The 25,882-nt window shown below is 69.4% G+C and carries 27 protein-coding genes and 1 pseudogene; 10 read left to right on the forward strand and 18 right to left on the reverse strand.

Going from position 1 to position 25,882, the window contains the following annotated elements; all coding sequences use genetic code 11:
* Positions 1-89 precede the first annotated feature (89 nt).
* The 6 genes from AC1MLT_RS23530 to AC1MLT_RS23555 all read left to right on the forward strand — a co-directional run bounded on the left by AC1MLT_RS23530 (position 90) and on the right by AC1MLT_RS23555 (position 5,987).
* Positions 90-1,202, forward strand: coding sequence for an ABC transporter substrate-binding protein (locus AC1MLT_RS23530; RefSeq protein ID WP_481036914.1), 1,113 nt, complete (start codon positions 90-92; stop codon positions 1,200-1,202).
* Positions 1,199-2,245, forward strand: coding sequence for an adenosine deaminase (locus AC1MLT_RS23535; protein ID WP_481036916.1), 1,047 nt, complete (start codon positions 1,199-1,201; stop codon positions 2,243-2,245). The genes AC1MLT_RS23530 and AC1MLT_RS23535 overlap by 4 nt, the downstream gene beginning before the upstream one ends.
* A complete protein-coding gene (locus tag AC1MLT_RS23540; RefSeq protein WP_481036970.1) occupies positions 2,242-3,150 on the forward strand; it encodes a LysR family transcriptional regulator in 909 nt (302 codons plus the stop codon). The genes AC1MLT_RS23535 and AC1MLT_RS23540 overlap by 4 nt, the downstream gene beginning before the upstream one ends.
* Positions 3,147-3,992: an ABC transporter ATP-binding protein gene (locus AC1MLT_RS23545; protein WP_481036917.1), complete on the forward strand. Its 846-nt coding sequence runs from the start codon at positions 3,147-3,149 to the stop codon at positions 3,990-3,992. Before AC1MLT_RS23540 ends, AC1MLT_RS23545 begins: the two co-directional genes overlap by 4 nt.
* Positions 3,992-4,894, forward strand: coding sequence for an ABC transporter permease (locus tag AC1MLT_RS23550; protein ID WP_481036918.1), 903 nt, complete (start codon positions 3,992-3,994; stop codon positions 4,892-4,894). The genes AC1MLT_RS23545 and AC1MLT_RS23550 overlap by 1 nt, the downstream gene beginning before the upstream one ends.
* 76 nt (positions 4,895-4,970) lie before the next feature.
* Positions 4,971-5,987, forward strand: a complete 1,017-nt coding sequence (locus AC1MLT_RS23555) for an isopenicillin N synthase family dioxygenase (RefSeq protein WP_481036919.1) — start codon at positions 4,971-4,973, stop codon at positions 5,985-5,987.
* Positions 5,988-6,110: 123 nt separating this feature from the next.
* On the opposite strand, the gene AC1MLT_RS23560 is transcribed toward AC1MLT_RS23555, so the two are convergent.
* From AC1MLT_RS23560 to AC1MLT_RS23585, 6 genes are all read right to left on the reverse strand, one after another.
* Entirely contained in the window at positions 6,111-6,275 is a 165-nt protein-coding gene (locus AC1MLT_RS23560; RefSeq protein WP_481036920.1) for a hypothetical protein, read from the reverse strand.
* A gap of 122 nt (positions 6,276-6,397) precedes the next feature.
* Positions 6,398-6,724 carry a hypothetical protein gene (locus AC1MLT_RS23565; protein ID WP_481036922.1) on the reverse strand — a complete coding sequence of 109 codons (327 nt, stop codon included), beginning with the start codon at positions 6,722-6,724 and terminating at the stop codon, positions 6,398-6,400.
* Between the two features lie 139 nt (positions 6,725-6,863).
* Complete coding sequence (locus AC1MLT_RS23570; protein ID WP_481036923.1) at positions 6,864-9,368, reverse strand: ATP-binding protein; 2,505 nt, start codon at positions 9,366-9,368, stop codon at positions 6,864-6,866.
* A 5-nt stretch (positions 9,369-9,373) separates the two neighbouring features.
* Positions 9,374-10,180 (reverse strand): ABC transporter substrate-binding protein, encoded by an 807-nt coding sequence (locus AC1MLT_RS23575; RefSeq protein WP_481036925.1) that lies wholly within the window; start codon positions 10,178-10,180, stop codon positions 9,374-9,376.
* Positions 10,177-10,950, reverse strand: coding sequence for an HD-GYP domain-containing protein (locus AC1MLT_RS23580; protein WP_481036926.1), 774 nt, complete (start codon positions 10,948-10,950; stop codon positions 10,177-10,179). The genes AC1MLT_RS23575 and AC1MLT_RS23580 overlap by 4 nt, the downstream gene beginning before the upstream one ends.
* Entirely contained in the window at positions 10,947-11,324 is a 378-nt protein-coding gene (locus tag AC1MLT_RS23585) for a response regulator transcription factor (protein WP_481036928.1), read from the reverse strand. The genes AC1MLT_RS23580 and AC1MLT_RS23585 overlap by 4 nt, the downstream gene beginning before the upstream one ends.
* A gap of 108 nt (positions 11,325-11,432) precedes the next feature.
* On the opposite strand from AC1MLT_RS23585, the gene AC1MLT_RS23590 reads away from it, so the two are divergent.
* Positions 11,433-12,080 carry a helix-turn-helix domain-containing protein gene (locus tag AC1MLT_RS23590; protein WP_481036930.1) on the forward strand — a complete coding sequence of 216 codons (648 nt, stop codon included), beginning with the start codon at positions 11,433-11,435 and terminating at the stop codon, positions 12,078-12,080.
* Positions 12,077-12,823 carry a response regulator gene (locus AC1MLT_RS23595; protein WP_481036931.1) on the forward strand — a complete coding sequence of 249 codons (747 nt, stop codon included), beginning with the start codon at positions 12,077-12,079 and terminating at the stop codon, positions 12,821-12,823. Before AC1MLT_RS23590 ends, AC1MLT_RS23595 begins: the two co-directional genes overlap by 4 nt.
* A 31-nt stretch (positions 12,824-12,854) precedes the next feature.
* Here AC1MLT_RS23595 and AC1MLT_RS23600 read toward each other — a convergent pair whose 3' ends face one another.
* The 12 genes from AC1MLT_RS23600 to AC1MLT_RS23655 all read right to left on the reverse strand — a co-directional run bounded on the left by AC1MLT_RS23600 (position 12,855) and on the right by AC1MLT_RS23655 (position 23,735).
* Positions 12,855-13,223 carry a hypothetical protein gene (locus tag AC1MLT_RS23600; protein ID WP_481036932.1) on the reverse strand — a complete coding sequence of 123 codons (369 nt, stop codon included), beginning with the start codon at positions 13,221-13,223 and terminating at the stop codon, positions 12,855-12,857.
* A 141-nt stretch (positions 13,224-13,364) separates the two neighbouring features.
* Positions 13,365-14,627, reverse strand: coding sequence for an EAL and HDOD domain-containing protein (locus AC1MLT_RS23605; RefSeq protein WP_481036933.1), 1,263 nt, complete (start codon positions 14,625-14,627; stop codon positions 13,365-13,367).
* 30 nt (positions 14,628-14,657) lie between these two features.
* Positions 14,658-15,776, reverse strand: a complete 1,119-nt coding sequence (locus AC1MLT_RS23610) for a protein-glutamate methylesterase/protein-glutamine glutaminase (protein WP_481036935.1) — start codon at positions 15,774-15,776, stop codon at positions 14,658-14,660.
* On the reverse strand, positions 15,773-16,405 hold the full coding sequence (gene cheD, locus AC1MLT_RS23615; RefSeq protein ID WP_481036936.1) for a chemoreceptor glutamine deamidase CheD: 633 nt from the start codon (positions 16,403-16,405) through the stop codon (positions 15,773-15,775). The genes AC1MLT_RS23610 and cheD overlap by 4 nt, the downstream gene beginning before the upstream one ends.
* On the reverse strand, positions 16,402-17,325 hold the full coding sequence (locus AC1MLT_RS23620) for a CheR family methyltransferase (RefSeq protein ID WP_481036937.1): 924 nt from the start codon (positions 17,323-17,325) through the stop codon (positions 16,402-16,404). The genes cheD and AC1MLT_RS23620 overlap by 4 nt, the downstream gene beginning before the upstream one ends.
* The gene (locus tag AC1MLT_RS23625) at positions 17,322-17,822 is read right to left on the reverse strand and encodes a chemotaxis protein CheW (protein ID WP_481036939.1); all 501 of its coding nucleotides are present in this window, start codon (positions 17,820-17,822) and stop codon (positions 17,322-17,324) included. Before AC1MLT_RS23625 ends, AC1MLT_RS23620 begins: the two co-directional genes overlap by 4 nt.
* Positions 17,819-20,128, reverse strand: a complete 2,310-nt coding sequence (locus AC1MLT_RS23630) for a chemotaxis protein CheA (RefSeq protein ID WP_481036940.1) — start codon at positions 20,126-20,128, stop codon at positions 17,819-17,821. Before AC1MLT_RS23630 ends, AC1MLT_RS23625 begins: the two co-directional genes overlap by 4 nt.
* Positions 20,129-20,166: 38 nt before the next feature.
* On the reverse strand, positions 20,167-20,535 hold the full coding sequence (locus AC1MLT_RS23635) for a response regulator (protein ID WP_481036942.1): 369 nt from the start codon (positions 20,533-20,535) through the stop codon (positions 20,167-20,169).
* Between the two features lie 56 nt (positions 20,536-20,591).
* Positions 20,592-21,059, reverse strand: a complete 468-nt coding sequence (locus AC1MLT_RS23640; protein ID WP_481036943.1) for a hypothetical protein — start codon at positions 21,057-21,059, stop codon at positions 20,592-20,594.
* Entirely contained in the window at positions 21,056-21,538 is a 483-nt protein-coding gene (locus tag AC1MLT_RS23645; RefSeq protein ID WP_481036944.1) for a hypothetical protein, read from the reverse strand. The genes AC1MLT_RS23640 and AC1MLT_RS23645 overlap by 4 nt, the downstream gene beginning before the upstream one ends.
* 9 nt (positions 21,539-21,547) lie before the next feature.
* A complete protein-coding gene (locus AC1MLT_RS23650; RefSeq protein WP_481036945.1) occupies positions 21,548-21,910 on the reverse strand; it encodes a response regulator in 363 nt (120 codons plus the stop codon).
* Positions 21,911-21,968: 58 nt separating this feature from the next.
* Positions 21,969-23,735: a methyl-accepting chemotaxis protein gene (locus AC1MLT_RS23655; RefSeq protein WP_481036972.1), complete on the reverse strand. Its 1,767-nt coding sequence runs from the start codon at positions 23,733-23,735 to the stop codon at positions 21,969-21,971.
* A gap of 1,570 nt (positions 23,736-25,305) precedes the next feature.
* On the opposite strand from AC1MLT_RS23655, the gene AC1MLT_RS23660 reads away from it, so the two are divergent.
* Both AC1MLT_RS23660 and AC1MLT_RS23665 read left to right on the forward strand, forming a co-directional pair.
* Positions 25,306-25,407, forward strand: coding sequence for a helix-turn-helix domain-containing protein (locus AC1MLT_RS23660; protein WP_481036947.1), 102 nt, complete (start codon positions 25,306-25,308; stop codon positions 25,405-25,407).
* Between the two features lie 51 nt (positions 25,408-25,458).
* A pseudogene (locus AC1MLT_RS23665) lies at positions 25,459-25,882 on the forward strand (transposase); the annotation flags it as partial.

Raw genomic sequence — 25,882 nt, forward strand, 5'->3', positions numbered from 1 at the left:
AGACCGCTGAAATGGGTGGTTTAGGAATCACCGACCCCCTGTTAGCTTTGCCGCTCCCCCTCGTCTCGCCCCTCACGGACCGCCTCCCCATGCCCTCATTCAACCTCCCCGGAGCGCGCGCGCTCGCCCTGTTCTGCCTGGCCCTGGTGGCCACGTGCCAGGCCGCCGCGCAGGCGCCGGCCAAGGCGCTGCGGCCCGTGACCATCGCGGTGGGCACGCAGGTGCTCAACGTCACCTATCCCTGGCTGACGCTGCCGGTGGTGCTGGGCTACTGGCGTGACGAGGGCTACGACGTCAAGGTCATCACGGTCGCCGGCTCGCTGCAGGGCATCCAGCAGATGGTCGGTGGCGCGGTCGACTTCGCGCAGCTCAACTCGACCGGCCTGATCCAGGCCAACACCGAGAACAACGTCCCCGTGCGCGGCCTGATGGGCACCGGCGTGATCGACTGGGGCGTGGGCGTGATGCAGGACGGCCCGATCAAGGGCGTGGCCGATCTCAAGGGCAAGAGGATCGGCATCTTCAGCCTCGGCACCGGCGGCGTCTCGCTGCTCAAGGGCTACCTGCGCGCCAATGGCCTCAACCCCGACACCGACGTCCAGCTGATCGCCACCGGCGCCGGCGCGCCGGCCCTGGAAGCGCTCAAGTCCGACCGCGTGCAGGCCCTGATGTTCTGGGGCTCCGCCCTGGCGGGCTTCGAGAACGCCGGCGCCCGGCTGCGCGTGCTGGTCGACCCGGCCTGGCGCACCCTGCCGGACTTCACCTTCGGCACGCTGCAGAAGACCATCGACGCCGATCCGGCCATGGTCGAGGCGATCTCGCGCGGCGCCGCCAAGGCCACGCTGTTCGCGCAGACCAACCCCATGTGCGCGCTGCGGCTGCACTGGAAGAACTATCCCTCGACCAGGCCCACCGGCGCCGACGAGGCGACGCTGGTGCGCGCCGACATGCGCCTGCTGGAGGCCCAGCTGCAGGCCATGAAGGGCGCCTTCGAGCTCAACGGCGGCAAGCTGATCGGCGCGCTCGATCCGGCGGCCTATGGCCGCATGCAGGACTTCATGCGCAAGGACGGCACCATCAAGCGCACCGTGCCCCCGGCGACGCTGCTGATCGACCGCCCGGGCTTCGTCGAGGCCATCAACCGCTTCGACCACCAGGCCGTCGTCGACGCCGCCAAGGCCTGCGCCGGCGCCGGCGCATGACCCCGGCCGCCTTCATCGCCGGCCTGCCCAAGGCCGAGCTGCACATGCACATCGAGGGCTCGATCGAGCCCGGCCTGTTCCTGGAGCTGGCGCGGCGCAACGACGTGCGGATCGGCTGGAGCTCGGAGGCCGCGCTGCGCGAGGCCTACCACTTCCAGGACCTGCAGTCCTTCCTCGACCTCTACTACGACGGCTGCCGCGTGCTGCTGCGCGCGGCCGACTTCCGCGACGTGACGCGCGCCTACCTGGCGCGCGCCCATGCCGACCGCGTGCTCCACGCGGAGCTGTTCCTCGGCCCACAGGGCCACACCGCGCGCGGCGTGGCGCTGGCGACCGTGCTCGAAGGCACCTTCGCCGCCATGGAGGAGGCCCGCTGCGAGGACGGCATCACCAGCGGCCTGATCCTGCTGGCCCAGCGCCATCGCAGCGAGGAGGAGGCCCTGGCGCTGCTGGAGGCCGCCATGCCCTGGGCCGACCGGCTGCTGGGCTTCGGACTCGGTGGCGCCGAGGTCGGCAACCCGCCATCGAAGTTCGCCACCTTCTTCCGCCGCTGCCGCGAGCGCGGCTTCCGGGTCGTGGCCCATGCCGGCGAGGAAGGCCCCGCCGCCTATGTGCGCGAGGCGGTCGAGTTGCTGCGGGTGCAGCGCATCGACCACGGCAATGCCAGCCTCGACGATCCGGCGCTGATGGAACTGCTGGCGCGGCGCCGGATCCCGCTGACGGTGTGCCCGCTGTCCAACCTCAAGCTGCGGGTCGTGCCATCGATGGCGGCGCATCCGCTGAAGCGGCTGATGGATGCCGGACTCTGCGTCACCGTCAACTCCGACGACCCGTCCTTCTTCGGCGGCTATGTCAACGACAACTACCTGGCCTGCCAGGAAGCGCTGGACCTGGGGCGCGAACGCCTGGTGGCGCTGGCGCGCAACAGCTTCGTCGCCGCCTTCATCCCCTCGGCGCAGCGCGCCGCCGCGCTGGCCGCCATCGACGCCTACGACCGCGACAGCCCCGCCTGGACGACCCCGGCGAGCCCCGCTTGCCCATGATCACCGCGGTCTCGCTGCGCTACTTCGCCGAGGTCGTCAGCGCCGGCTCGATCCGCGCCGCGGCCGAACGCCTGTTCGTGGCCGCCTCCGCCATCAGCCGGCAGATCGGCCTGCTGGAGGACGAGCTGGGCGCGCCCCTGCTGGAGCGCGGTCCCGGCCGCACGGTGCTGCGGCTGACAGCGGCCGGCGAACTGCTGATGCGCCACGTGCGGCACGTCGACCACGAGGTCGACCGCGTGCGCTCGGAGATCGAGGCGCTCAAGGGCCTGCGCAAGGGCCATGTGCGACTGGGCGTGGTCGAGACCTTCGTGCGCGAGGTCGTGCCGGACCTGCTGCAGCGCTTCAACGCGCGCTACCCCGGCATCACCTACCAGGTCGAGGTGGCGCCGACGACGCGGCTGATCGAGCTGATCGGCCAGGACGAGCTCGATGTCGCCATCACCTTCAACCCGCCGCCCTCGCTGCGCGTGAAGCACGTCTACGAGCGCACGCTGGAGACCTGCGTGCTGGTGGCCCACCACCATCCGCTGGCGCGGCTGGAGACGCTCAAGCTGTCGGACTGCGCCGCCTATGGCCTGGCCATGCCTGACGAGACCATCAGCGCCAAGCGCGACCAGGACGAGATGTTCGCCCGCGCGCGCATCGAGCCGCGCAAGGTGCTGGTCACCAACTCCTACGAGCTGATGCGCTCGGTGGCCGAGACCGGCATGGCCGTCGCGCTGGTCAATGCCCGGCCGGGCGACAGCGCGGACATGCCGGGCTTCCGCTACGTGCCGATCCGCGACTCGCGCGTCAAGCACCAGCGCCTGACCCTCTGCACCTGCGAGGGCCGCACCCCCAGCCCGATCGCCGCCGTCTTCATCGAGACGCTGAAGCAGGAATTCACGCAACTGGAGACCGCATGAACAGCCCCTCGACCCTGGAACGCGCGCCGGTCGCGGCCCGTGCCCCCGCCACGGCCACGGCCCCGGACGGGACCCCGGCCTTCGCCTTCGACGGCGTGCACAAGCTGTTCCGCGCCAAGGACGGCGTCGACGTCGTCGCCCTGCAGGATGTCGGCTTCGAGGTCCGGCGCGGCGAGTTCGTCACCGTGGTCGGGCCGAGCGGCTGCGGCAAGAGCACGCTGCTGCGCATCCTGGCGGGACTGGAGCGCGCCAGCGGCGGCACCGTGTCGCTCGGCGGCCGCCAGGTCACCGGGCCGAGCCGCGACATCGGCGTGGTGTTCCAGGCGCCGGTGCTGCTGCCCTGGCGCACCGTGCTGCAGAACGTGCTGGTGCCCGCCGAGATCCAGGGCCGCGACCGCCAGGCCGCCACCGAGCGCGCCCTGCACTACCTGGCGCTGGTCGGCCTGGAGAAGTTCGCCACCAAGTACCCGGGCGAGCTCTCCGGCGGCATGCAGCAGCGCGTGGGCATCGCACGCGCCTTCGTCAACGATCCCATGCTGCTGCTGATGGACGAGCCCTTCGGCGCGCTCGACGCCATGACGCGCGAGACCCTGAACCTCGAACTCCACAAGCTCAAGGAACGCACCGGCGCCACCATCATGCTGGTGACCCACAGCATCCCGGAGGCGGTGTTCCTGGGCGACCGCGTGGTGGTGATGTCGCCGCGCCCGGGCCGGGTGACGCAGATCGTCGAGGTCGACCTGCCCCATCCGCGCTCGCTGGCCATGATCAACACCGACCGCTTCGGCACCTATGTCTCGGGCATCCGCGCCAACCTGAACGCGGCCGGAGGACTCGACTGATGAACGACACCCCCACCCTCGCCCTGCGGCCCGGCGCGCCGGAGCCGGCGGCCGTCCCCTCCCGCGCCACGTCGGCCGCCGCCCCGATGGCGCCCGCGGCGCCGGCGCCCGGCCCGGCCGGCCTCACGCCGACGCGCCGCCGCCTGCTGATGGCGGCCTTCTTCGTCGGCGTCATGGCGCTGTGGCACGTCGCCGTCGCCTGGCTGCAGGTCTCGCCGCTGATCTTCCCGGGGCCGCTGGCCGTGCTGCGCGCGCTGGCCGACCTGGTCACCTCGGGCGAGATCCTCACGCACCTGGGCGTGACGCTCTACGAGATCCTGGCCGGCTTCGCCTTCGGCGCCCTGTTCGGGCTGGTGCTGGGCGCGCTGATCGGCCAGAGCGCCTTGCTCGAGGCGGTGCTCTATCCCTACGTGATCGCCTTCCAGACCGTGCCCAAGGTGGCGGTGGCGCCATTGTTCGTGCTGTGGTTCGGCTTCGACACCACCTCCAAGGTGGTGATCACCGCGACGATCGTGTTCTTCCCGGTGCTGGCCAACACCATCGTCGGGCTGCGCTCGGCGCCGCGCGAGCAGATCGAGCTCATGAAGGCCTTCACGGCCTCGCCCTGGCACGTGTTCCGCATGGTGCGGCTGCCGCACGCGCTGCCCTATGTGTTCGCCGGGCTGGACATCGGCATCGTGCTGGCCGTGATCGGCGCCATCGTCGGCGAGTTCGTCGGCGCGCAGGCCGGCCTGGGCTACCTGATCCTGCAGCGCAACTTCTCCATGGATGCCGCCGGCATGTTCGCCATCCTGGTCGTGCTCTCGCTCATCGGCCTGGCGCTGCACGCCCTGATGCGCCTGGTCGCCCGCCGGGTCATCTTCTGGACCGATGCCTTCACCGACCTGTCGCGCGGCGCCTGAGCCGGGCCGCGACGCGACGCGACCGATCCCCCACCCGCCGCCGGCGTCGTTCCGGCCCCCATCCAAGGAGAAACCCATGCCCGCCATCGACCCGACCCCCGACCTCCAGGTCGACGCCCCGCGCCGCGCCTCGGCCACCGAGATGCCCATCCTCGACCTCGGCGACTGGCTCGCTGGCGGCCCGATCGAGCCACTGGTCGCGCAGTTCAAGGCCGCCTGCACCAACACCGGCTTCCTCTACATCCGCAACCACGGCATCCCGCGCGCGGCCGTCGACGCGGTGTTCGAGGCCACCCGCCGCTATTTCTCCCTGTCCGAGGAGGAGCGGCGCCGGGACCTGATCGACGAGCGCTTCCGGCGCGGCTTCATGCCCTACGGCGTGACGCAGCATCCGGGCCACAAGCCCGACCTGAAGGAGAGCTACGAACTGGGCATCGACCTGCCGGTGGACGACCCGGACGTGCGCGCCGGCCTGCCCCTGCACGGCCCCAACCGCTGGCCCGAGGACAAGCCCTGGCTGCGCGACGCGGCGCAGACGTACTTCGACCACGCGGTCGAGCTCGGCAAGCGGCTGCTGCGCATCTTCGCGCGGGCGCTCGACCAGCGCGAGGACTTCTTCCTGCAGTGGTGCCAGAAGCCGATGGTGCAGTCGCGGCTGTTCCACTATCCGCCGCAGTCGAGCCCGACGGCGCTCGAACTCGGCGCCGCCGCGCATACCGACTACGGCATGCTGACGCTGCTGGCGCAGGACCCGATCGGCGGCCTGGAGCTGCGCACGCGCGATGGCGAGTGGGTCGCCGCGCCCTACATCGAGGACACGCTGGTAGTGAACCTGGGCGACATGGTCAAGGTCTGGACCAACGACACCTACGTCTCCAACCCGCATCGCGTGGCCAACCGCACGGGGCGCGAGCGCTTCTCGATCCCGACCTTCTTCAACCTCGACTACGCGGCGCCGGTGGCGTGCCTGCCGCAGTTCCGGTCGGCCGAGGAGCCGCCGCGCCACGCGCCGGTGCTGTCGGGCGACTACCTGGTGCGGCGCTTCGCGCAGGTGCAAAAGTACAAGACGCCGGCGGAACTGGCGGCGGCCTGAGCGGGACCGCGTCGCCTCCCCCGGCCTGCCGTCGCACATGGCCGCTGAAGGCTGGGGCCGTGCCGGGGACGCCGGTTCCTTCGGCGTCCTCGACCTCGGCGTGGGGGTGGCCCGGCGCGATGCTCAGGGTGTGACGGGCGACGCCGGCGCAGGCAGGCCGTCGTAGGGGTCGGCGGACGACACGAAGTCGCTCGCCGGGGCCGCCAGCCAGCCCCAGCCGTTCACGAACTCCATAGCGTAGCTGCCCAGCGGTGTGTCGTAGATGCCCACGGCATAGCGGTCATCCAACGCGTGCGTTACGCTGAAGCAGCTCACCGTCTCTCGCCATACCTGGTCTCCAGCTGGATTGGCCTAATCGTCACGGCCGAGACGTCCGTCGATCCCAGGGCGTCAACGCAGGCGACCAAGGCTTAGTAGCGCGACAGCGGCGTGGCACTGTCGGCGGCCATCACCTCGTCGAGCGTGTAGCTGGCGCCGGCGCTGCCGACGAAGCTCAGGGGCCCCGAGGCAACAGCCGTGCTCGCACCGGTGGTCGTCACCGTCCCCGGCGCGCCGATGTCGCTGGCCCGCAGGCTGAACTGGTCGCTCACGGCCAGCCAACCGACGGCGCCTAGGAACTTACGCAAGGTCAGCACGGGCGCCACGATGCTCTCGTCGCCGCTGGCCAGCCAAATCGTCTTGGACCGCGTGCGGCCGGACATCGCAATCAGGTTGACCGGCGCGGCGCCGGTGCCCAAGGGGCAACCATGCAATGGCATTGCCCAGTTGCATCAGGATTGCATGAGGATTCGCGGGCGAATGCAATGCGCCGGGCGCCAGGCAGGCGCGCCGGACCGGCATGGCGAGTCGTCCACCAGGCGTGCCGGTACCTGGCCTTCAGACCAGCTCGGCCAGTACGCCGGGCATCGTGTCGGTGAAATCGTTGGGCGGCAGCAGGATGTCGAAGCAAGCGCCGCCGCCGTCGACGTTGCGGGCGCTGATCGTGCCGCGATGCGCGTCCAGGATCTTCCTGCAGATGGCCAGCCCTAGGCCGGTACCGCCGGAGCCGTCCTTGGTCTTGCTGGACTGCACGAAGGCATTGAAGATGTCCTCCAGCTCGCTGGCCGGGATGCCCGGTCCCTGATCGCGCACCCAGACATGGATGCTGTGGTCCGAGGCATGGCGGGCGCCGAGCTGGATCAGTTCGCCCACCGGCGAGAAGCGGATCGCGTTGGCCAGCACGTTGCGCATTACCTGCTGGAAGCGGAAGGGATCGACCTTGGTCGACAACGACGCCGCCGGCAGCCGCAGTTCGATGGTCAGGCGCTTCGCGTTGATCAGCGGATCGAGTTCGCGCAATACGCCGCGCAGCAGGGGCCGCAGGTCGGTGCGCTCCAGGTGGATGGTACCGACGGCGCTCTCGATCTTGGCGACGTCCAGCAGGTCGTTGACCAGCGCCAGCATGCGCTGTCCCGAGGCCAGGATGTCGCTGAACATCTCGGTGACCATCGGATCGGCGCGCACGCGGCCGGCGCCCAGCTCGGAGAAGCCGATGATCGACTGCAGCGGCGTGCGCAGTTCGTGGCTGACGTTGGCGATGAATTCGCTCTTGGCGCGCGAAGTCTCCTCCGCCACCTCCCGCGCCTCCTGCGTCGCGCGGGAGGCGTCGCGCAGTTCGGTGACATCCATGAAGGTGGTCAGGATGCCGTGGGGCTGGCCGTCGCGGCCGGGCACCAGCACCTTGTCGATCAGCATGTCGCGGCGGTCGCCCTGGCCCCGCGTGAATGCGGCTTCGTACTGGATCGGCGTGCCGATCCCCTTCAGGCGCTGGTCCTGGGCCTCGTGCACCCGCGCCTCGGCATCCTGGACGACGAGCAGCTTGGTCTTTCCGATGACCTGGCTCCTGGGCAAGCCGAAGAATTCGAGCCAGGCGCGGTTGACATCCACGTAGCTGCCCGACATGTCGCGCAGCGACATGGGCAGCGGACTCATGTCCTGCAGCAGCGCCATGAACGCGAGCTGCTCGCCCAGGCGGGCCTCGGCCTCCTCGCGCGCCGTGATGTCGACCGCGCTGCCCGCGAAACCGGTGATCCGGTCGCCCTCGTGCAGCGGCACCAGGGCGATGTCGACCCGCCTCGGATGCGTGGTCGCGGCCCAGAAGGTCAGGGTCGCCATGCGCACGCCGGAATTCGATCCGACCTGCAGCAGCGCCCGCACGTGCGGCCGCTCCTGCGGCGCCACCATGTCCTCGAGCCGGCTGCCCAGGATCGATTCGCGCGCCTCGCCGGAAGCGCTCATCCAGTGCGCATTGACGAAGGTCAGCGCGCCGGTCGTGTCGGTGCGGAACAGGAACTCCTGCACGCTGCGGACGATGACGCTGAGCTCCTGCTCGCTGTGCGCGATCTTCGCCAGCAGCTTGTCGCGGCTGCGGCGCGCCTCCTCGCGCGCCTTCAGGCTGCGCGAGGCGACGACCGTCAGGACCACGACCGCCAGGATCGCGAAGGCCGCGACCATCAGCTGCGGCCGGATGCCCAGCAGCCAGGCCGAGATCACGCTCTCCAGCGGCCGCTCCACCAGCACCACCAGCGGCCACGCGCTGGAGACGCGGAAGGCGCCAGTCTGGACCTCGGGGGCGATGCCCGGTCCCTCGTAGGTGGCGTGTTCGATGCGGGGCAGGAACTGCCTGAACACCGCGTGCCCGGCCAGCGAGGTGTCGGGCGCCGCGCTGCCGGTGTCGCCATACAGGAGACCCTCGTAGTTGGTCAGCGCCGCGCGGCTCGATGGCTCGTTGATCGTCAGCCGCATCTGGTTGATCAGGCCTTCCGCGTGGATGAGCGCCACCACCACGACCTCGCCCGACGACGCGCGCGCGCGCTGCATCAGCGGGATGAAGCCGACCGGATCGGGCGACTTCGCGGCCCGGCTGCCCGGCATGATGGACGCCAGCCCGCGTCCGGGCAGGTAGCTGCCGAGCACGTGACTGGCCTGCGCTGGAAAGGTGCCGAGGCGGCTGAGGTCGACCCGGCGTCCGATGTCGGCGGGATCGCTGGCGGCCAGCACCACGCCATTGGGCTGGACGACGGCCAGCGAGCGCAGTTGGGGCAGGCTCACCAGGATCTGGCGCAGGTTGGCCGACACGGCCGCGGGCGTGGCGGTCAGCGGCACGCCCAGGTCGTTGGCGATGCCGGCGAGCGTCAGTGCGGCGGTGTCGATGCTGCGTGTGACGTAGTTCTCCAGCACGCGCGCATAGAGCGCGTTGCGCTTCTGCTGCTCCTGGACGACGGCGGCGCGGACCTGCAGGAAGATGACGGCCGAGGTCAGCAGCATCAGGAGCGCCAGGAACAGGCCGACCGCCAGGACCAGGCGATGGGTCGGCCAGCGTTGCGCCTGAGGCGTGCGCATGGTGTTCAGCGCGCCACGATGGCGCCGAGGCCGTTGCGCCGCGCCGCGGCATCGAGCCGGCCGTCGGCGTGGATGCGCTCGACGAACTTCTCCATCGTCTGCAGCCAGGCGTCGTCGCCGGGCTTGACGGCATAGGCATAGGGCAGCACGTGGAACGGCTTGGGCGGCCGGATCAGCTCGGCCCAGTCGGCGTTGTCCAGCAGGCGGCGGGTATAGGGGTAGTCGCTCATGTAGACGTCGATGCGGCCCGATTCGAGCTCGCGCTCGCGCGTGGTCGGTGGCGCCACCACCACCAGGCGGGCCTGTTTCAGCGATTGCGTCATGACCGGCTCCATGAAGGTCCCGGCCTGCACGCCCACCTGCACGCCGGGCTTGTCGATGTCGTCCCAGCCGCGCACCACCCGATTGCCCTTGGTGGTGACGCCATAGATGTCGCTGCGCAGGTAGGGCCTGGTGAAGCGCAGGCGTTCGAGCCGCTGCGGCAGCATGCCGATGGCGAACATGGCGACATCGCACTTGTCGCCCTCCAGGTCCTGGATCAGCGTCGCGAACGACGAGTCGACGTACCGCAGCTGCACGCGCAGGTCCAGCGCCAGCTGCTCGGAGAGCTCGGCATCGATGCCGGTGAGGGCCTGGTTGCGCGGATTGCGATAGGTGATGCCGTAGTAGTCGGGCCAGATGCAGACCCGCACCGTGCCGGCGGCGGCGACGCGGTCGGCCACCGGACCGGCATGGCTGTCCCGCGCGGCCAGGCCGGCGGCCAGGGCGAGGGTCAGTGCGGCGCCGATGGCGGCGAGTGATCTGGATGTCATGCCAGGCTCCATTCGTGGTTCGGGGCCTGGATCAGGTCCCGGAAGGTGATGCGGCTCTCCGTGACGCGGTCACGCAGCGCCACGAAGGATTCCCAATCATCCATCAGCGCATCGACGACGCGGGGATCGAAGGCATTGCCGCGCTCGTCCAGCAGCATGCTCTTGACCTGCTCGTCGAAGAAGGCGGGACGATAGCAGCGCGTCATCGACAGGGCATCGAAGAAGTCGACCACCGAGACGATGCGCCCGACCAGGGGGATGTCGGTGCCGGCGATGCCCCGGGGATAGCCCTTTCCGTCGAAGCGCTCGTGGTGGAACAGCGAGATCTCCGCCGCCATCTGGAACAGCGGGACGCGCGACTGGCCGAGGATCTCGGCGCCGATCTCCGGATGCCGGTTCATCACCACCCGCTCGTCCGCCGTGAAGCCGCCCGGCTTCTTCAGGATCGCGTCGGGGATGCCGATCTTGCCGATGTCGTGCATCGGAGCGGCCTTGCGCAGCATCGCCGACCAGGTCCGGCTCTGGCCGAGCGCGAGCGCCAGCGCCTCGGCCAGGACGCCGATGCGCACGATGTGCACGCCCGTGTCGTCGTCCTTGTATTCGGCGGCCAGGGCCAGCTTGTAGAGCGTGTCCTGGTGCGCGGCGACGACCTCGCGCAGGGCGTCGTTGCGCTCCTGGTACATCTTGCCCAGGTCGGACACCAGCGTCTCCATCTGGGCCGAGGCCGCCGCGTCGAAACGCTGGTCGCCCCCGGGCTGCGCCGCAGTCATGCGCAGACGCCCAGGCGCTCGAGCGTCTTCACCAACTCGAGTGGACTGAAGGGCTTGACCAGATAGGCCTCCGCGCCCGCTTCCAGGCCCGCCAGCCGATCCTCGGCGCGGCCCTTGGCGGAGATCATGATGATGGCGGTGCCGGCCAGCGCCGGATCGGACTTCAGGGTCTGGCACAGGCTGAGCCCGCTGGTGGAGCCGGGCATCATGACATCGGTGATCACGACATCGGGCCGCAATTCGCGCGCGAGCGCCAGACCGGTCTCGCCATCGCCCGCTTCGGCGACCTCAGTGCCATGCCCCGCGAATTCCAGCGTCATGCGGATGAGTCGGCGGATATCGGAGTGATCATCGACGATCAGAATGCTGTTCATGGGAATCCGGGAAGCTTTCGATGGAGTCCCAATTATCGCTACAAATGATACAAACATGAAAATCATATTTACCATTTCCACGCCTTTTCGGACAGAATTCACGCCACCATGAACCCGCCCACGCCTTCTCCCGGCACGGACTACAGCACGCGGGATGTCGCCCAGATCCTGGGACTGGCGGTGCGCTCGGTCCAGCTGATGGTCGACCGTGGCGAACTGTCGGCCTGGAAGACCGCTGGCGGCCATCGCCGCATCAGCCGCGCCTCCGTAGAGGCCTTCCTGCAGCGGCGCCAGGACGGCGGCGCGCCGGAGCGCCGCGTCGCCGAGGCACCGGCCGCGCCGGCCGTGGCGGCGCCCGCGAGCGGCCGGGTCAAGGTGCTGCTGATCGAGGACTCCAAGCACTACCAGAAGCTCGCCTCGATGCTGCTGCGCAGCGAGTTCCCGGCGTTCGAGCTGCACGTGGCCGACGATGGCTTCGCCGGCCTGGCCATGGCCGGCCAGCTGCAGCCCGCGCTGCTGATCGTGGACATCCTGTTGCCGGGGATGGATGGCGCCACCCTGATCACCAGTCTGCGCTCGCACCTGCAGTTCGCCGAGAGCCGCCTGATCGTCCTGACCTCGCTGGAGGAGCAGGACCTCGAACCCTATCTGTTCGCCCTGCAGGGCGTGCCGATCGTGCACAAGCCGCGCATTGTGAGCGAACTCCCGCACCAGATCCGCGCGGTGATGGGACCTGCGGGCGCGGGGGCCTTGTGACCCGGCGCCGCCGCATCCTGGTGCTGGAGGACGACGCCATGATCCGCCGCTTCATCGGCATGGCGCTGGCCGAGCTGCCGATCGAACTCACCCATGCGCCCTGCATCGCCGAGCTGTGGCGGCAGCTTAAACCCGGTGGCGCCGACCTGCTGATCTCCGACCTGATGCTGCCCGACGGCCATGCGATGGACGTGTTTCGCGCCCTGCGCCAAGATCCCTCGCACGCGGGGCTGCCGATCGTGATCCTCAGCGCCGGCCTTACGGCTGCCGTGCATGCCCAGGCGGCCGAGCTGAAGGTCTTCCGGGTGCTGGAGAAGCCGGTGCCCTATGCCGACCTGATCGCCTGCGTGGAGCAGGCCCTGGACGCCGGTCACATCGTCGCGTCCGCCGCGCCGCCAGATGCGGCCTCGCGCCTGGGAGCCACGCAGCGCGAACGCGCCATCGCGGATCACTTCGGGGGTCGGGCCTCGCTGTTCGACGAGTTCTTCGCTAGCTGCGTGGCGCAGCTGCCGCTCGACGTGGAAGCCGGCGACCGGGCCTGCGCGGCCGGCGACGCGGCGGCGTTGCGACGCGTCGCGCACAACCTCAAGGCGGTGCTGCTGCTCATCGGCGACACCGAGGCGCATGTCCTGGCGCGCCGGCTGGAACAGGCCGCCGCCGCCCACCATGCGCAGGCCACCCTGGATGCCGACTGGCGTCGGCTGCGGAGCCGGGTCGACGCGCTGTGCCGGGCCGCTGGCTGAGACGCCCGCTCCCGGGCGTGGTCGTGGTGCCTCAGGTGGTGCACTTCATGGATTCGCCCATGCGCAGCATCTCCTGCGAGAGCGACATCGCCTTGTCGCGGGCGCCCTTCTCGCCGCGCTGCATGCGCAGGAACTGCTCGGCATAGGCATCGGTCAGGGCCGCCCACTGCTCGAACGGAGCGTCGATGACCGGCACCAGCGTCTCGCAGTTCGATCGCGGGGGCAGCGTGCAGGTCAGGTCCGTCGCGATCCCGCTGCGCGATGCCAGACCGGACTGCACCAGGCGGGTCAGCAGCTTCAGAACGGTGGCGGCGGAACGGCGCTTGACCGCGGCGCGTTCGAGGGCCTGCCAAGCCGATGTGGAAAAACCCTGGGACTGCGACGATGTAACAAAATTCATGGTTTCATGCTCCTGAGTCCTACCGAAACGCTGGATCGTTCGCTCGACTCAGAAGAAATGATAACCCTAAAAATGATACAAATGAAACTTGTATATCATTTAACTTACTACGAGTGAGAAAGTTAACAACTCCGGATGCTCTCATGTGCTGGAAAGGATCTCGCCCGTCGCCCGGGCGAACAGCGTGCCGATGCGCGCGGTGCACAGGCCATGCCGCGTCAGCACGTGGGCCGGCCGGTCGGTCCGGAAGCCTTCCATGAACTCCGCGATCTGCAGCAGGTCGCCGAGGCGGCCTTCGGACTGCAGGATGGCCAGGCGGATGCGCAGGCTGGTGCCGACCTGCGCCAGCAGCTCCTCGCTGGGTTGCAGGGTGACGACATGCATCAGTGAATAGATGCCGGTCTGGAACGCGGCATCGACCAGCACGGCGTCCTCGGGCCACAGCGACTCGGCCAGCAACTCCAAGAAGCGTGCCCGCGTGTGGACCAGCTGCAGCAGCGGATCGTCCTCCAGCGGCAGCTGCCCGCCACTGGCGAACAGCAACAGCTGGGCGAGCCGCGCGAGCTGGCGCGTGCCGACGCGCGCGATGGCCTCGCCGACCGTGAGGTCGGGACGGCCCGCGACGAGCGCCGAGCCGGCCAGCTTCATCAACTGGGCCAGCAGCATCGGATGGCGCTTCACCTCCAGCTGCAGCCGGGCCAGGCTCGGATCGCTGGCGAGCACGCCGACGAGCTTGAGCAGCGCCGCCTGCGAGGGACTAACCTGGTGCTGGCGCAGGAGCTCGGGCCGGGCGAAGAAATAGCCCTGGAACAGGTCGACGCCCTGGCCATACAGCCAGCGGTACTGCTCGCGGGTCTCGACCTGCGTGGCCAGCACGGCGCAACCCGCCGCATGGGCCGCGGCGACCAGCCCGGACAGGTCGGTGCAGCCGACGCCATGGGGGTCGACCCTGACAATGTCCGCCGCTTCGAGCACCCGGGGCGGGCACGGCGGCAGCGCCGCGACATCGTCGAGCGCGATCTGGAAGCCGGCCTGGCGCAGGCGCAGGCAGGCCGCCGGCACCGCCGCGTCGGCCATGTCGGCGCCGCGCACCACGATCGTGAAGCGCGCCGGCTCCAGCAGCAGCAGGCTGTCCAAGCCGAGCGCGCCGCGCCCGGCATGGACGAAGCCGCGATGCGGCCCCAGCGCGCCGGCGACGCCGAACTGCGCGATCGCGTTCAGGATCACCTGCTCGGTGGCGGCGGGGTCGTCCGCGGGAATCGAGTCCCCGGTCCCGTCGTGCCCGTGGAACAGCAGTTCGTAGGCCACCAGGGCACCGGTGCGGTCCACGATCGGCTGGCGCCCGAGCAGCACGCTCGGGCCCTCGTCGGGTGACGCAGCCGTGGGTTCGATCGATTCCAGCATGGGTCCTTCCAGTGGGGCACCGGGCCCCGGTCAATCCTTGTGGGCGTGGGTGACGCCATGGCAGTCGCGCACGCGCGCGGCCAGGGCGTCGAGCGGCACGACCTCGTCGACCCCACCGGCGGCGATGGCCTCGCGCGGCATGCCGAAGACGACGCAGCTGCGCTCGTCCTGGGCGAAGGTGCGCGCGCCGGCATCATGCATGGCGCGCAGGCCGGCGGCGCCGTCGCGCCCCATGCCCGTGAGGATGATGCCGATGGCATGGCCGCGCGCGATCTGCGCGGCCGAATGGAACAGCACGTCGACCGAGGGGCGATGGCGGTTGACGGGATCGGCGCGCGACAGGCGCGTGACATAGCCGCCGCCGGGATGGCGCTGCAGCAGCAGGTGCGAGTGGCCCGGGGCGATGAAGACATCGCCGGCGCGGGCGACCTGGCCGTCCTCGGCCTCGCGCACGTGGAAATGCGTGAGCCCGTCCAGGCGCTGGGCGAACGAGCGCGTGAAATGCTCGGGCATGTGCTGGGCCACCAGGATCGGCGGCGCATCGGCGGGCAGGCCCTCGAGCAGCTCGCGGACCGCCTCGGTGCCGCCGGTGGACGAACCCACCAGGATCACGCGCGCGCCGCAGGACCCGAAGCCCGTGCGCGGCGGGACACCGAGGCCGGTGCCGGCGGCCGCGACCGGAGCGCTCCGGCGCACGCGCCGGGGCATGCGCGCCGCCGCGGCCACGCGCAGCTTCTCGCACAGCTCGCGCGCATAGGAGCGCAGGCCCTCGGCCACGCCCAGGCGCGGCTTGCAGATGAAGTCTACGGCCCCGAGCTCGAGCGCGCGCAGGGTCATGTCGCTGCCGCGCTCGGTCAGCGTGGAGACCATCACCACCGGCATCGGACGCGCGGCCATGAGCCGGCGCAGGAACTCGATGCCATCCATCAGGGGCATCTCGACATCCAGCGTCATGACATCGGCCTCGACCTCGCGCAGGGTGTCGCGCGCCATGACCGGATGGGCCGCGGTGGCCACCACCTCCATGTCGGCCTGGGCATTGACGATGGTCGAGAGCACCTGGCGCACCAGGGCCGAGTCGTCGACGATCATCACGCGGATCTTCCTGCGTGGCGCCGCCTTCGGGGGAATCGCGACCGGGCTCGTCATGGCGCGTCCTGGTCGAACAGCTCGACCTCGCCGGCCAGCGGCGCTATCGCGACCTCGGCGCGATAGCGCTGCTCGCGCCGCGCCAGCGCGCCGGCGCCGCGCCCGGCGTCGGCATCCACCAGGCGCTTGACGCGCGCGATGCCGGTGCGCGGGAAGTACGCGACCTTGCGCGCGCAGTCGTCCTCCAGGTCGCTCGCCAGCACCGCGATGCGCTCGGTGCGCAGGAAGTCGAGCACGAAGCGCGCGTTGCGCTGGCCGACATTGAGCCGGTGCATGCCCGGCAGCACATGGGCACCGCCGAAGACCTTGGCCTGCAGGCGGTCGCGCCGGGCCCCGAGCTGGATCAGCCGATTGATCAGCACCTCCATGGCATAGGTGCCATAGCGCGCCGAGGCGCCCTCGGCGTCCTGGCCGTGGGCCACGTCGGGCAGCAGGAAATGGTTCATGCCGCCGATGGCGCTGTCGGGGTCGCGCAGGCACGCGGCCACGCACGAACCCAGCACCGTCACGATCGCCAGGTCGTCTCGCGTGACGTGGTACTCCCCGGGCAGGATGCGCGCGGCGCGCGACTGGAACGCGGGCTCGAAGTACACCTTCGTGCTGGGCGCCTGCATCAGCGGGCGCGTCATGCGCTCGCCCCTTCGGCGACGGCGGTCGGGGCACCCGGGCCGGCCGGTGCGCGCTCGTAGACCGTGTGCGAGCGCAGTCGCAGCAGGTCCGAGGCGAACAGCAGGCTCTCCGAGTGCCCGGCGAAGAACAGGCCGTCGCGCTCGAGCACCCGGGTCAGGCGGCCGAGCACCGTGTACTGCGTGGGCTTGTCGAAATAGATCATCACGTTGCGGCAGAAGATGGCATCGAACGGCTGCAGCCCCGGCCACGACTCGCCCAGCAGGTTGAGCGGGCGGAAGTGCACCAGCGCGGCGAGTTCGGGCCTGATGCGCACCTGCCCCGCGTGCGCGCCCGCGCCGCGCTGGAAGAAGCGCCGCAGGCGGGTCGCCTCCAGGCCGGCCACGCGCTGGGCGTCGTACACCCCGGCCTGCGCCACGCCCAGCACCTGGGTGTCGATGTCGGTGGCCAGGATGCGCACCGGCGGGGTCAGGGTGTCGAAGGCCTCGGCCATGGCCATGGCGATCGAATAGGGCTCCTCGCCGGTGGAAGCCGCGCAGCTCCAGATACGCAGCGGCCGCGCGCGCGAGAGGCCCCTGAGATGGCGCGCGAGCAGTCCGAAGTGATGCGCCTCGCGGAAGAACGAGGTCAGGTTGGTCGTCAGGGCGTTGGTGAAGTGTTCCCACTCGGCATCGTCGCGCGCGCCCTCGAGATGGTCGAGATAGGCTTCGAAGCTGCCCAGTCCGCTGGCGCGCACGCGGCGCGCCAGCCGGCTGTAGACCATCTCCTGCTTGCCTTCGGCGATGGCGATGCCCGCGCGCGCGCGGATGAGCGCGCGCGCGCGCCGGAAGTCGTTCGGATGGAAGGCGAAGTCGCGCTCGCCGGCCGGCGCCGGCCCGGCTCGTCCGGGTCGCTCGGGGACTTCGGCGCGCCCGGGCCTCATGGCGCGTCCAGGTCGGCCAGCAGCGCCTGCACGTCCAGCACGATCAGCATGCGGTCGTCGAGCGTGCCCAGTCCGGTGATGCAGCCCTGGTCGATCGCGGCCATGGCCGGGCCGGGCTGGATCTGCCCGGGACCCAGGCTCACCACGTCCGAGACCGCATCCACCACCATGCCCACCACGCGCGCGCCGACGTTCACGATGATGACCACCGTGAAGGCGTCGTAGCTCGCCTCCGGCAGGCCCAGGCGGATGCGCATGTCGATGATGGGCACGATGCTGCCGCGCAGGTTGATCACGCCCTTGATCGAACGCGGGGCGTTGGCGATGCGTGTGACGGCCTCGCAACCGCGGATCTCCTGGACCTGCAGGATGTCGATGGCGTAGTGCTCGGCGCCCAGTCGGAAGGTCAGCATGCCCGTGGCGGCGGCGGCGGCGGCGACGGCCGGGGCGGAGGCGCTGGCGCGCTCGGCGGCCGCAAGGGTGGAGGTGGTGTTCATGGGGCTGGTCGGGCTGCCGACGGGAGCGGGTGATGGGAAGGCCGCGCACCCGACGCGGCGTGGTCCGCCATGGCCGGGATCGCGCAGGACATGGAGCGGTTCGAATCGCCGCACGGGGTGGCCGCCGCGGCCACGACAGGCGCTGCCGGCGCTGCCGACGCGGCGGACGGGACCGCGGTGGCGCGCTCGCGCCGCTGGCGGCTGGCCAGGCGGCCGAGCCCGGCGGCATCCAGGATCAGCGCGACGCGCCCGTCGCCCATGATGGTGGCGCCGGAGATGCCCGGGACCTTGCGGTAGTGCGTCTCCAGGCTCTTGATGACCACCTGGTGCTGGCCGAGCAGCGCATCCACCCGCAAGGCCAGGCGCGTCTCTTCGCTGTCGATCACGATCACGATGCCCTCCTCGTCGCCGCCGTCGCCGTGCGCGGCCGGGTCCTCGCCCGCCGCTGCCGGCGCGTCCAGTCCCAGCAGCTCGCGCAGGCTCAGCAGCGGCAGGTACCTGCCGCGCAGCTGCAGCACGCGGCCCTGGCCGGCGAGCGTGCGGATCGCATCGCGCGCCGGGCGCAACGACTCGACGATCAGCGCCAGCGGCACGATGAAGGTCTCGCCCCCGCAGGCCACCGACATGCCGTCGAGGATGGCCAGCGTGAGCGGCAGGCGCACCGTCATGCGCGTGCCCACGCCGGCCTCGCTGTGGATCTCCACGCGTCCGCCCAGGCCCACGATGTTGCTGCGCACCACGTCCATGCCGACGCCACGCCCGGAGACCTCGGTGAGGCGCTCGGCGGTGGAGAAGCCGGCCTCGAAGATCAGGCCCCACACCTCGGCATCCGACGGGTGCTCGCCCAGGACGATGCCACGCTCGCGCGCCTTCGCCAGGATGCGCTCGCGGTCCAGGCCACGGCCGTCGTCGCTCACCTCGATGACGACGTTGCCGCCCTGGTGGCTGGCGCTCAGCGTCAGGGTGCCCTTGAGCGGCTTGCCGCGCGCGATGCGCTCGGCCGGCGCCTCCAGCCCGTGGTCCAGGCTGTTGCGCACGAGGTGCGTGAGCGGATCGACGATGCGCTCGACCAGGCCCTTGTCGAGCTCGGTGGCCTCGCCGACCAGCTTGAGCTCGACCTCCTTGCCCAGGCGCGCGGCGACATCGCGCACGACGCGTGGGAAGCGGTGGAACACCGTCGAGACCGGCATCATGCGCATCGCCATGGCCGCTTCCTGCAGCGCGCGCGTGTTGCGTTCGAGCTGCTCGAGGCCGGCGCGCAGCATCTCCAGGCGCCGCGCGTGGCCACCCTCCACGCTCTCCATGCCCTGCACGCTCTGCACGCCCTGGGCCAGCATCGCCTGCGTGATGACGAGCTCGCCCACCAGGTTGATGATCTGGTCGACCTTCTCGACGCCGACGCGGATCGAGCTGGATTCGGCGGCGGGCGCGGAGGCGACGACCGGCGCCGCCGGCGGCGCGGTCGAGGCGGGCGTGGTCGATGCCGGTGGTGACGCCGCGACCGCGATGGCCGCGACCGCCGCCGCCGGGACCGCCTCGGCCGCCGACGTCGCGACCCCGGCCGGCTTCGATGCGTCGATCGCGGCGGGGATGGCGGGGGTGGCTGTCGACCCGGCCGATCCGGCCGATCCGGAGTCACGCGTCGAGGCTGTCGATGTCGATGTCGGATCGACTTCGGCAGCCGTTGCCGCTGCCGTCCGAAGCATGGCTCCGGCTTCGGCTTCGACTCCGGATGCGTCCCGCGCTTCCTCGTCGTCATCGTCGTCGTCGAAGAAGCCGAACGCCACGCCCTCGACGCCGATCGGCCGGGCCGCCGGAGCCGCTCGCACGGTCGTCGGTGCCGGTGCCGGTGCCGGTGCCGGCACTGGCGCCGCCCCGCCATCGGCCAGGCCACGGATGCAGGCGCACAGCCGCGCCACCTCGGCCGGGTCGACCGCCGGGCCACCCTCGTGCGCGCCGATCTGCGCGCCGATCATGTCGCTGCCGCGCAGCAGCGCGTCCACCATGTCGGTGGTGAGCACCAGGCGCCGCTCGCGCAGCAGGTCGAGCAGCGACTCCAGCACGTGCGCCAGCTCGGTCACGCCGTGCAGGCCGAAGGTGGCCGAGCCGCCCTTGATGGAATGCGCCGCGCGGAAGATCCGGTTGAGCTCGTCGGGCGTCACCGTCTCCACGCGCAATGCCAGCAGCAGCGCCTCCATCTCCTGGAGGTGCTCGCGCGCCTCCTCGACGAACAGGCCGAGGAACTCGCTCATGTCGAAGTCGACGTCGTCGTGGCGATCGTCGCTGTCGTTGTCGTCGCCGTGCATGCGCTCTCCTCCAGGCTCGACCCGCATCGCCCGGCCGCTCAGCCGAGCACCTTGGCCACCACCGCCAGCAGCGTCGCCGGATCGAAGGGCTTGACCATCCAGCCCGTCAGCCCCGCGGCCTTGCCGGCCGCCTTCATGCGCGGGCTCGACTCGGTCGTCAGCATCAGAATGGGGGTGCGCGCGTGGCGCGCCTGCGCGCGCAGCTCGCGCGTGAGCGTCAGGCCGTCCATGCGGGGCATGTTCTGGTCGGTCACCACCAGGCACACGTCCTGGTGGCGTCCGGCATGCGCGAGCGCGTCGACGCCGTCGATCGCCTCCACGACCGTGTAGCCACCCCGGCGCAGCGTGGTCGCCACCATCTGGCGCATGGAGGGCGAGTCGTCGACGGTGAGAATGGTTCGGGTCATCTGCAAGGGCTTCTTCGTGGAATGGGGGGAGCGAGGCGCGGCGCGATGGCGGCGCGTCAGAACAGTTCGACCGTGCCGGCATCGGCGCGCTCGCGCGGGACCGGGCCCGGACGGACGATGCCGGCATCCATGGCGACCATGGCCAGGCGCAGGCGGGCCAGGAGCTCGTCGCGGCCGGCCCAGCCGGCGCCCAGCGGACCGGCAGCGGCCGCGTCGCCGCGCGGTGTCACCACATAGCGCATGACATCGGCCATCTGCTGCGTGCGACGCTGCAGGTCGTCGAGCATCTGGGTCAATGCGTCCTCGGCCTGCAGCGCCACCATCGCCGCCTCGAGATGGCGCCGGCATTCGGTGGCGTCGGTGGCCCGGGTCGTGGCGAGCGCGGCGGCGAAGTGGCCGCGCAGGGCGGCCATCGCATGGCCCAGCATGTCGCTCGCCTCGCCCAGGTCGACGCTGGCGCCTTCCAGCTGCTCGATCGTCGAACGGCCGCAACGCACGGCCAGCGCGGCGATGTCGCCTGTCACGCGAGGCTCCACAGCGCGAGGTGCCCCACGCCATAGCCGTCGATGTCGATCCGGTAGTCGCCGCGCAGGATCGCCGCCGGGGCCGGGCCGGGTGTCGGCGCCACGGGCAGCGCGCGCGGCGGGAACACCGGTTCGAGCAGCGTCATGCGGGTGGACTCGGCGACGACGAAGATCCGCGCCAGGACGTTGAGGACTTCGGCGAAGTTCTCCTCCAGCATCTCGTCGAGCGCGCCGGCGGCCATGCGCTCGCGCGCCGATTCCGCCGGGATGAGCGAGAGCGCGGCGCCGGTGAAGGCCGCGAACGCGAGATCGGCCGCGCACATCGCCACGACGGCGCGGTCGCCGCCATGGAAGGTGCCGCCATAGGGCAGCGGGGTCGCCGCCGGCTTGGCGAGCAGGGCGACCTCGACGTCGCGACGCGTGAGCTTGCGCACGCATTCGCCGACCTGGAAGGCGGTGGGCAATCGGATGAGTGTCATGGCGCCGCCTCAGTCGATGACGTCGCACAGCGCGGCGTGGAAATCGTCGCTCGTGAACGGCTTGCCGATCAGGAAGCGCGCGCCGTTGGCGCTGGCCAGCTCGCGCATGGCGGCGCTGACCTCCGTCGTGACGAAGCCGAAGGTCGTCTGGCTGCCCGATTCGCGCAGCTTCTGCAGGAACTCGATGCCCGTCATCTCGGGCATGTTCCAGTCGGAGATGATGAGGTCGGGCGTTTCCGCCTGGGTCACTTCCAGGGCCTGGGCGCCATCCTTGGCCTCCAGGATCTGGTGGCCGCGGAAGCCGGCCTCGCGCAGCATGTGCGCGATCACCTGGCGCATCGCGCGGCTGTCGTCGGCAATGAGGATCTTCATGGGGATGTGTGGACTCTGGGGATGATGGAAAAGGGGTCGGGCCGGGCGGGGTCGGGGATCAGAACGACTCCCAGTCGTCCGCCGCGCTAGGGGCGGGTGCCAGCCCGGCCGGCGACAGCGCCGCGCCACGCACCGGCGTGCGCAGGGTCGACAGGCCGGCGGCCGGGCGCGCGAAGCCGCGCCGCGGCGGCGTCGACGAGCGAGGCGCGGCCGGCCGCGCCGATCGCGCGGCGGGCTGGGCGGCAATGGCAGCAGAGGGCGACGTCGCCGCTGCCGTCGTGCGGAACACCGCGACGGCCTGCACCAGTTGCTCGGCCTGGAACTTCATGCTCTCGGCGGCCGCCGCGCTCTCCTCGACCAGCGCCGCGTTCTGCTGCGTGGCCTGATCGAGCTGCGTGACCGCCTCTCCCACCTGCGCCACGCCGATGCTCTGCTCCGAACTCGCGGCGCTGATCTCGCCCACGATGTCGGCCACGCGACGGATCGACTCCACCACCTCCGTCATCGTCGCGCCGGCCTGGTCGACCAGGACGGTGCCCTGCTCCACGCGCTCCACGCTCGCGCCGATGAGCGACTTGATCTCCTTGGCGGCATCGGCCGAGCGACCCGCCAGGCTGCGCACTTCGGAAGCCACCACCGCGAAGCCCCGGCCCTGCTCGCCCGCGCGCGCCGCCTCCACCGCCGCATTGAGCGCCAGGATGTTGGTCTGGAACGCGATGCCATCGATGACGCCGATGATGTCGGCGATCCGCCGGCTGCTGTCGTTGATGCCCTTCATCGTCTCCACCACCTGCAGCACCACCTCGCCGCCGCGCGTGGCGACCGCGCTGGCGCCATGGGCCAGGTCGTTGGCTTCCCCGGCGTTGTGGGCGTTCTGCTTGACGGTGGAATTGAGCTCCTCCATCGACGCGGCGGTCTCCTCCAGCGCCGAGGCCTGCGACTCGGTACGGCTCGACAGGTCGTTGTTGCCCTGGGAGATCTGGGCGCTGGCCGTGGCGATGCTGTCGGCCGAGGCGCGCACCTGGCCGATCAGCTCGACCAGCTGGTGCTGCATCAGTCCCATCGAGGCCAGCACGCTGCCCGGCGCCGCCTGCGCCGCCCCGGCGATCTCGCGCAGGTCGCCATCGGCGATGTGACGCGCCGCCACGCTCAGGTCGGCCGGCTCGGCGCCCAGCGCGCCGAGGATCCGGCGCGTGACGAACAGCCCGAGGGCGATGGCGCTCAGCACCGCGAAGGCAGCGAGGGCGAGCAGCACGTTGCGCTGGCTCGCATAGGTCGCCGCGGAGGACTCGACCTCGGCCTTCGATTCCTGCCGGTTGACCTCGACGCTCTCCCTGATGGTCGCCAGCAGGTCCGACAGCAGGGGCCTGCAGGTCGAGTTGATCTTCTCGATCGCCAGGTCGCGCTTGCCAGTGGCCGCCAGTTCGACGATCGACAACGCCACCGGCTCGTACTGGGCCTCGATGCGCTCGATCTTCTGGAACAGCGCGTGCTCGCGCTCCGAGACATCGTTGTCGGCGTCGATCAGCGCTTTCAGGTCACGCAGTCCGGCATGGAGTTCCTCGTTGGCGCCCACCGCCATCGCCTTGGCGATGTCGCGCTCGCCGGACGTCGCCACCAGGGCCATGTCGCGCACGCCGATGGCACGCCGGTTGGCGGCGCTGCGCAGATCCGAGAGCAGCCCCTGGCGCGCGCCGAGGCCGTGCACATAGCCGGAGAAACGTTCGTCCGAGGCGCTCAGCGAGCGCATGGCCAGCAGGCTGACCAGCGTGACCAGGAATGCCAGCACGACGAAGGTGCCGATCAGGAGTTGTCGGGTGGACAGTTTTTTCATTGTCGATTTCAGAAGGGAAAATTTGGGAATTCCACTCGCCGATCCATAGATCGAGCATGGCCTGAGATGCGGAGATGTCGAATTTCCGAAGTCAGCCGAACCGGATGCCGTTCAGGAGCCGGCCCAAATCGCAGATTCGATGCGGATTGAAGATCGGACTCTGCCCCTGCGAACAAAAGTCCCAGAAAATTTAATAATTTAGTACTAAACCATAATGCCGCCTACTGTGGCAAGCAACTTTGGATGCCTACGGCGACGGACATACGAAGAACAGCAACCACCAGATTCAGTTCAGGTGAGCAAAATTTCTCGATACCCAACGCTTGAGCCAATCCATTCCAAAAATAAACTTTTTGATTAGAACTTTTATATTAATTAGCTAGGTTTAGCGTACAGCTAGTACTGTATTACGGAGAATAATGTTTTCAACGCTGGCCCTCGAATGCTTCCGTGCAATAAGTCCCGGAAGCAAAAATCCAATGCACTATTGCATCGATTTGAAGAATTTATTGTTGAATCTGGGCCGTTACACCGGCTGATGCGAGGGCGATGCACATAGCCAGCGTATGAGGCGAGACAGCGCTTGAGTAGAGGCCACTCGATGTGCTCTGATGCTTTTTCGTATCGTGGGACGGGCGAGTGCCTCGCACGCATGGACTAACGAGCGAAGGCTCACACGATGCGTCATCCCATCGAATGCAAGCTTTGTCGATAGAGTTCCCCTCAAAGGCAGTACAGCTAGAGTCAGGGAAGCACAGGATCAAAATCGCCATCGCCAAGCACACAGCCCCCCACCGACATGTATTCTCTGTCGTACCTTTGCAGAAGCAGAATGTGAAGCGACGATTCAAAAAATATGACTCATCGATAGCATCACACATGCAGCACGCGCGACCCTCACGCCCATCCTATGCGGTCTGCACGATTTCATTCCGTCACCGCTGCCACCTGGAAGGCGCCGAGAACCTAGGGTGACATTACGGGGTACGACGTCGAAGTTTGCTCCGTCCTAAGCCCACAAGGGTCGGTCCACAACCGAGTAAATCGCGGACGGAAGTAGAGTGGCAGTCGCTGGAGGGGCGAGTAAAGTACGGACACTGACGTGTCCAAAGCCCCGAGTAGGTCGAGTAGAGCGCGGACGGTTGGTTCGTGGTAACGGTTCTGCAGCTGTTTTCGCAGACTTTGGCCATAAAAAATGGGTTTCAGTACTCCGTAGAGATGCTCATTACGCCAACATCAGTTGGCCTGTGGATAACTCGAGGTGGGCCGAGTAAATCACAGACGCTCGTCAGGTAGACTGCGGAAGCTGTCAAGAACCAGTAGAGGCGACCGAGCAAAACCTAGACATTCACACGCCTGAAAACAGGCCTAGGGTGTGAATTCGAGATTCGCATGAGCTTTTATGATGTTTTTCTGGCGGCTGTCCTCAGCAGCCCAGGAGCACATCATGGCCATACCCCGTGCCGTTGCCATCAAGTTAAGCGAAGCCGACCGAGCCGTGTCGATCGGTTGGTCACGTCGCCGCAAGACAGCCTAGGCCCTGGCGCTGCGAGCGCGCATCGTGCTGGCTTGCGCCGATTCGACAGCGACCAATACGGCCATTGCCGAGTCGATGGGTTTGAGCCTGATGACGGTGTCGAAGTGGCGTCGGCGCTTTGCCTAGCATGGCATTGCCGGCCTCGACGATGCACCCCACTCAGGCGCTTCTCGCACGATCCTGAACGAACAAGTCGAGGCCGTGATCACCACGACCTTGGAGACCGTGCCTGAGAATGCCACCCATTGGTCCACCCGCACGCTCGCCGCCTATCTGGGACTGAGCCAGACCACCATCTCGCGCATCTGGCGTGCCTTCGCCCTGGCGCCGCATCGCACCGAAGGCTTCACGCTCTCCACCGACCCGTATTTCGTCGACAAGGTGCGAGACATCGTAGGTCTCTATATGCATCCATCCGCGTGTGCACCTGCACTTCACGCCCACCTCGGCTTCCTGGATCAACTTGGTGGAATGCTGGTTCTCGATCCTCACGGCGCGTCGGCTCAAGCGCGGGAGGTTCCGCTCCACTCGCGCCTTGGAGAACGCCATCCGTGCCTATGTGGCCATCAACAACATCAATCCCAAACCCTTCGTCTGGACC

The sequence above is a fragment of the Variovorax sp. PEI5 genome (assembly GCF_056679935.1).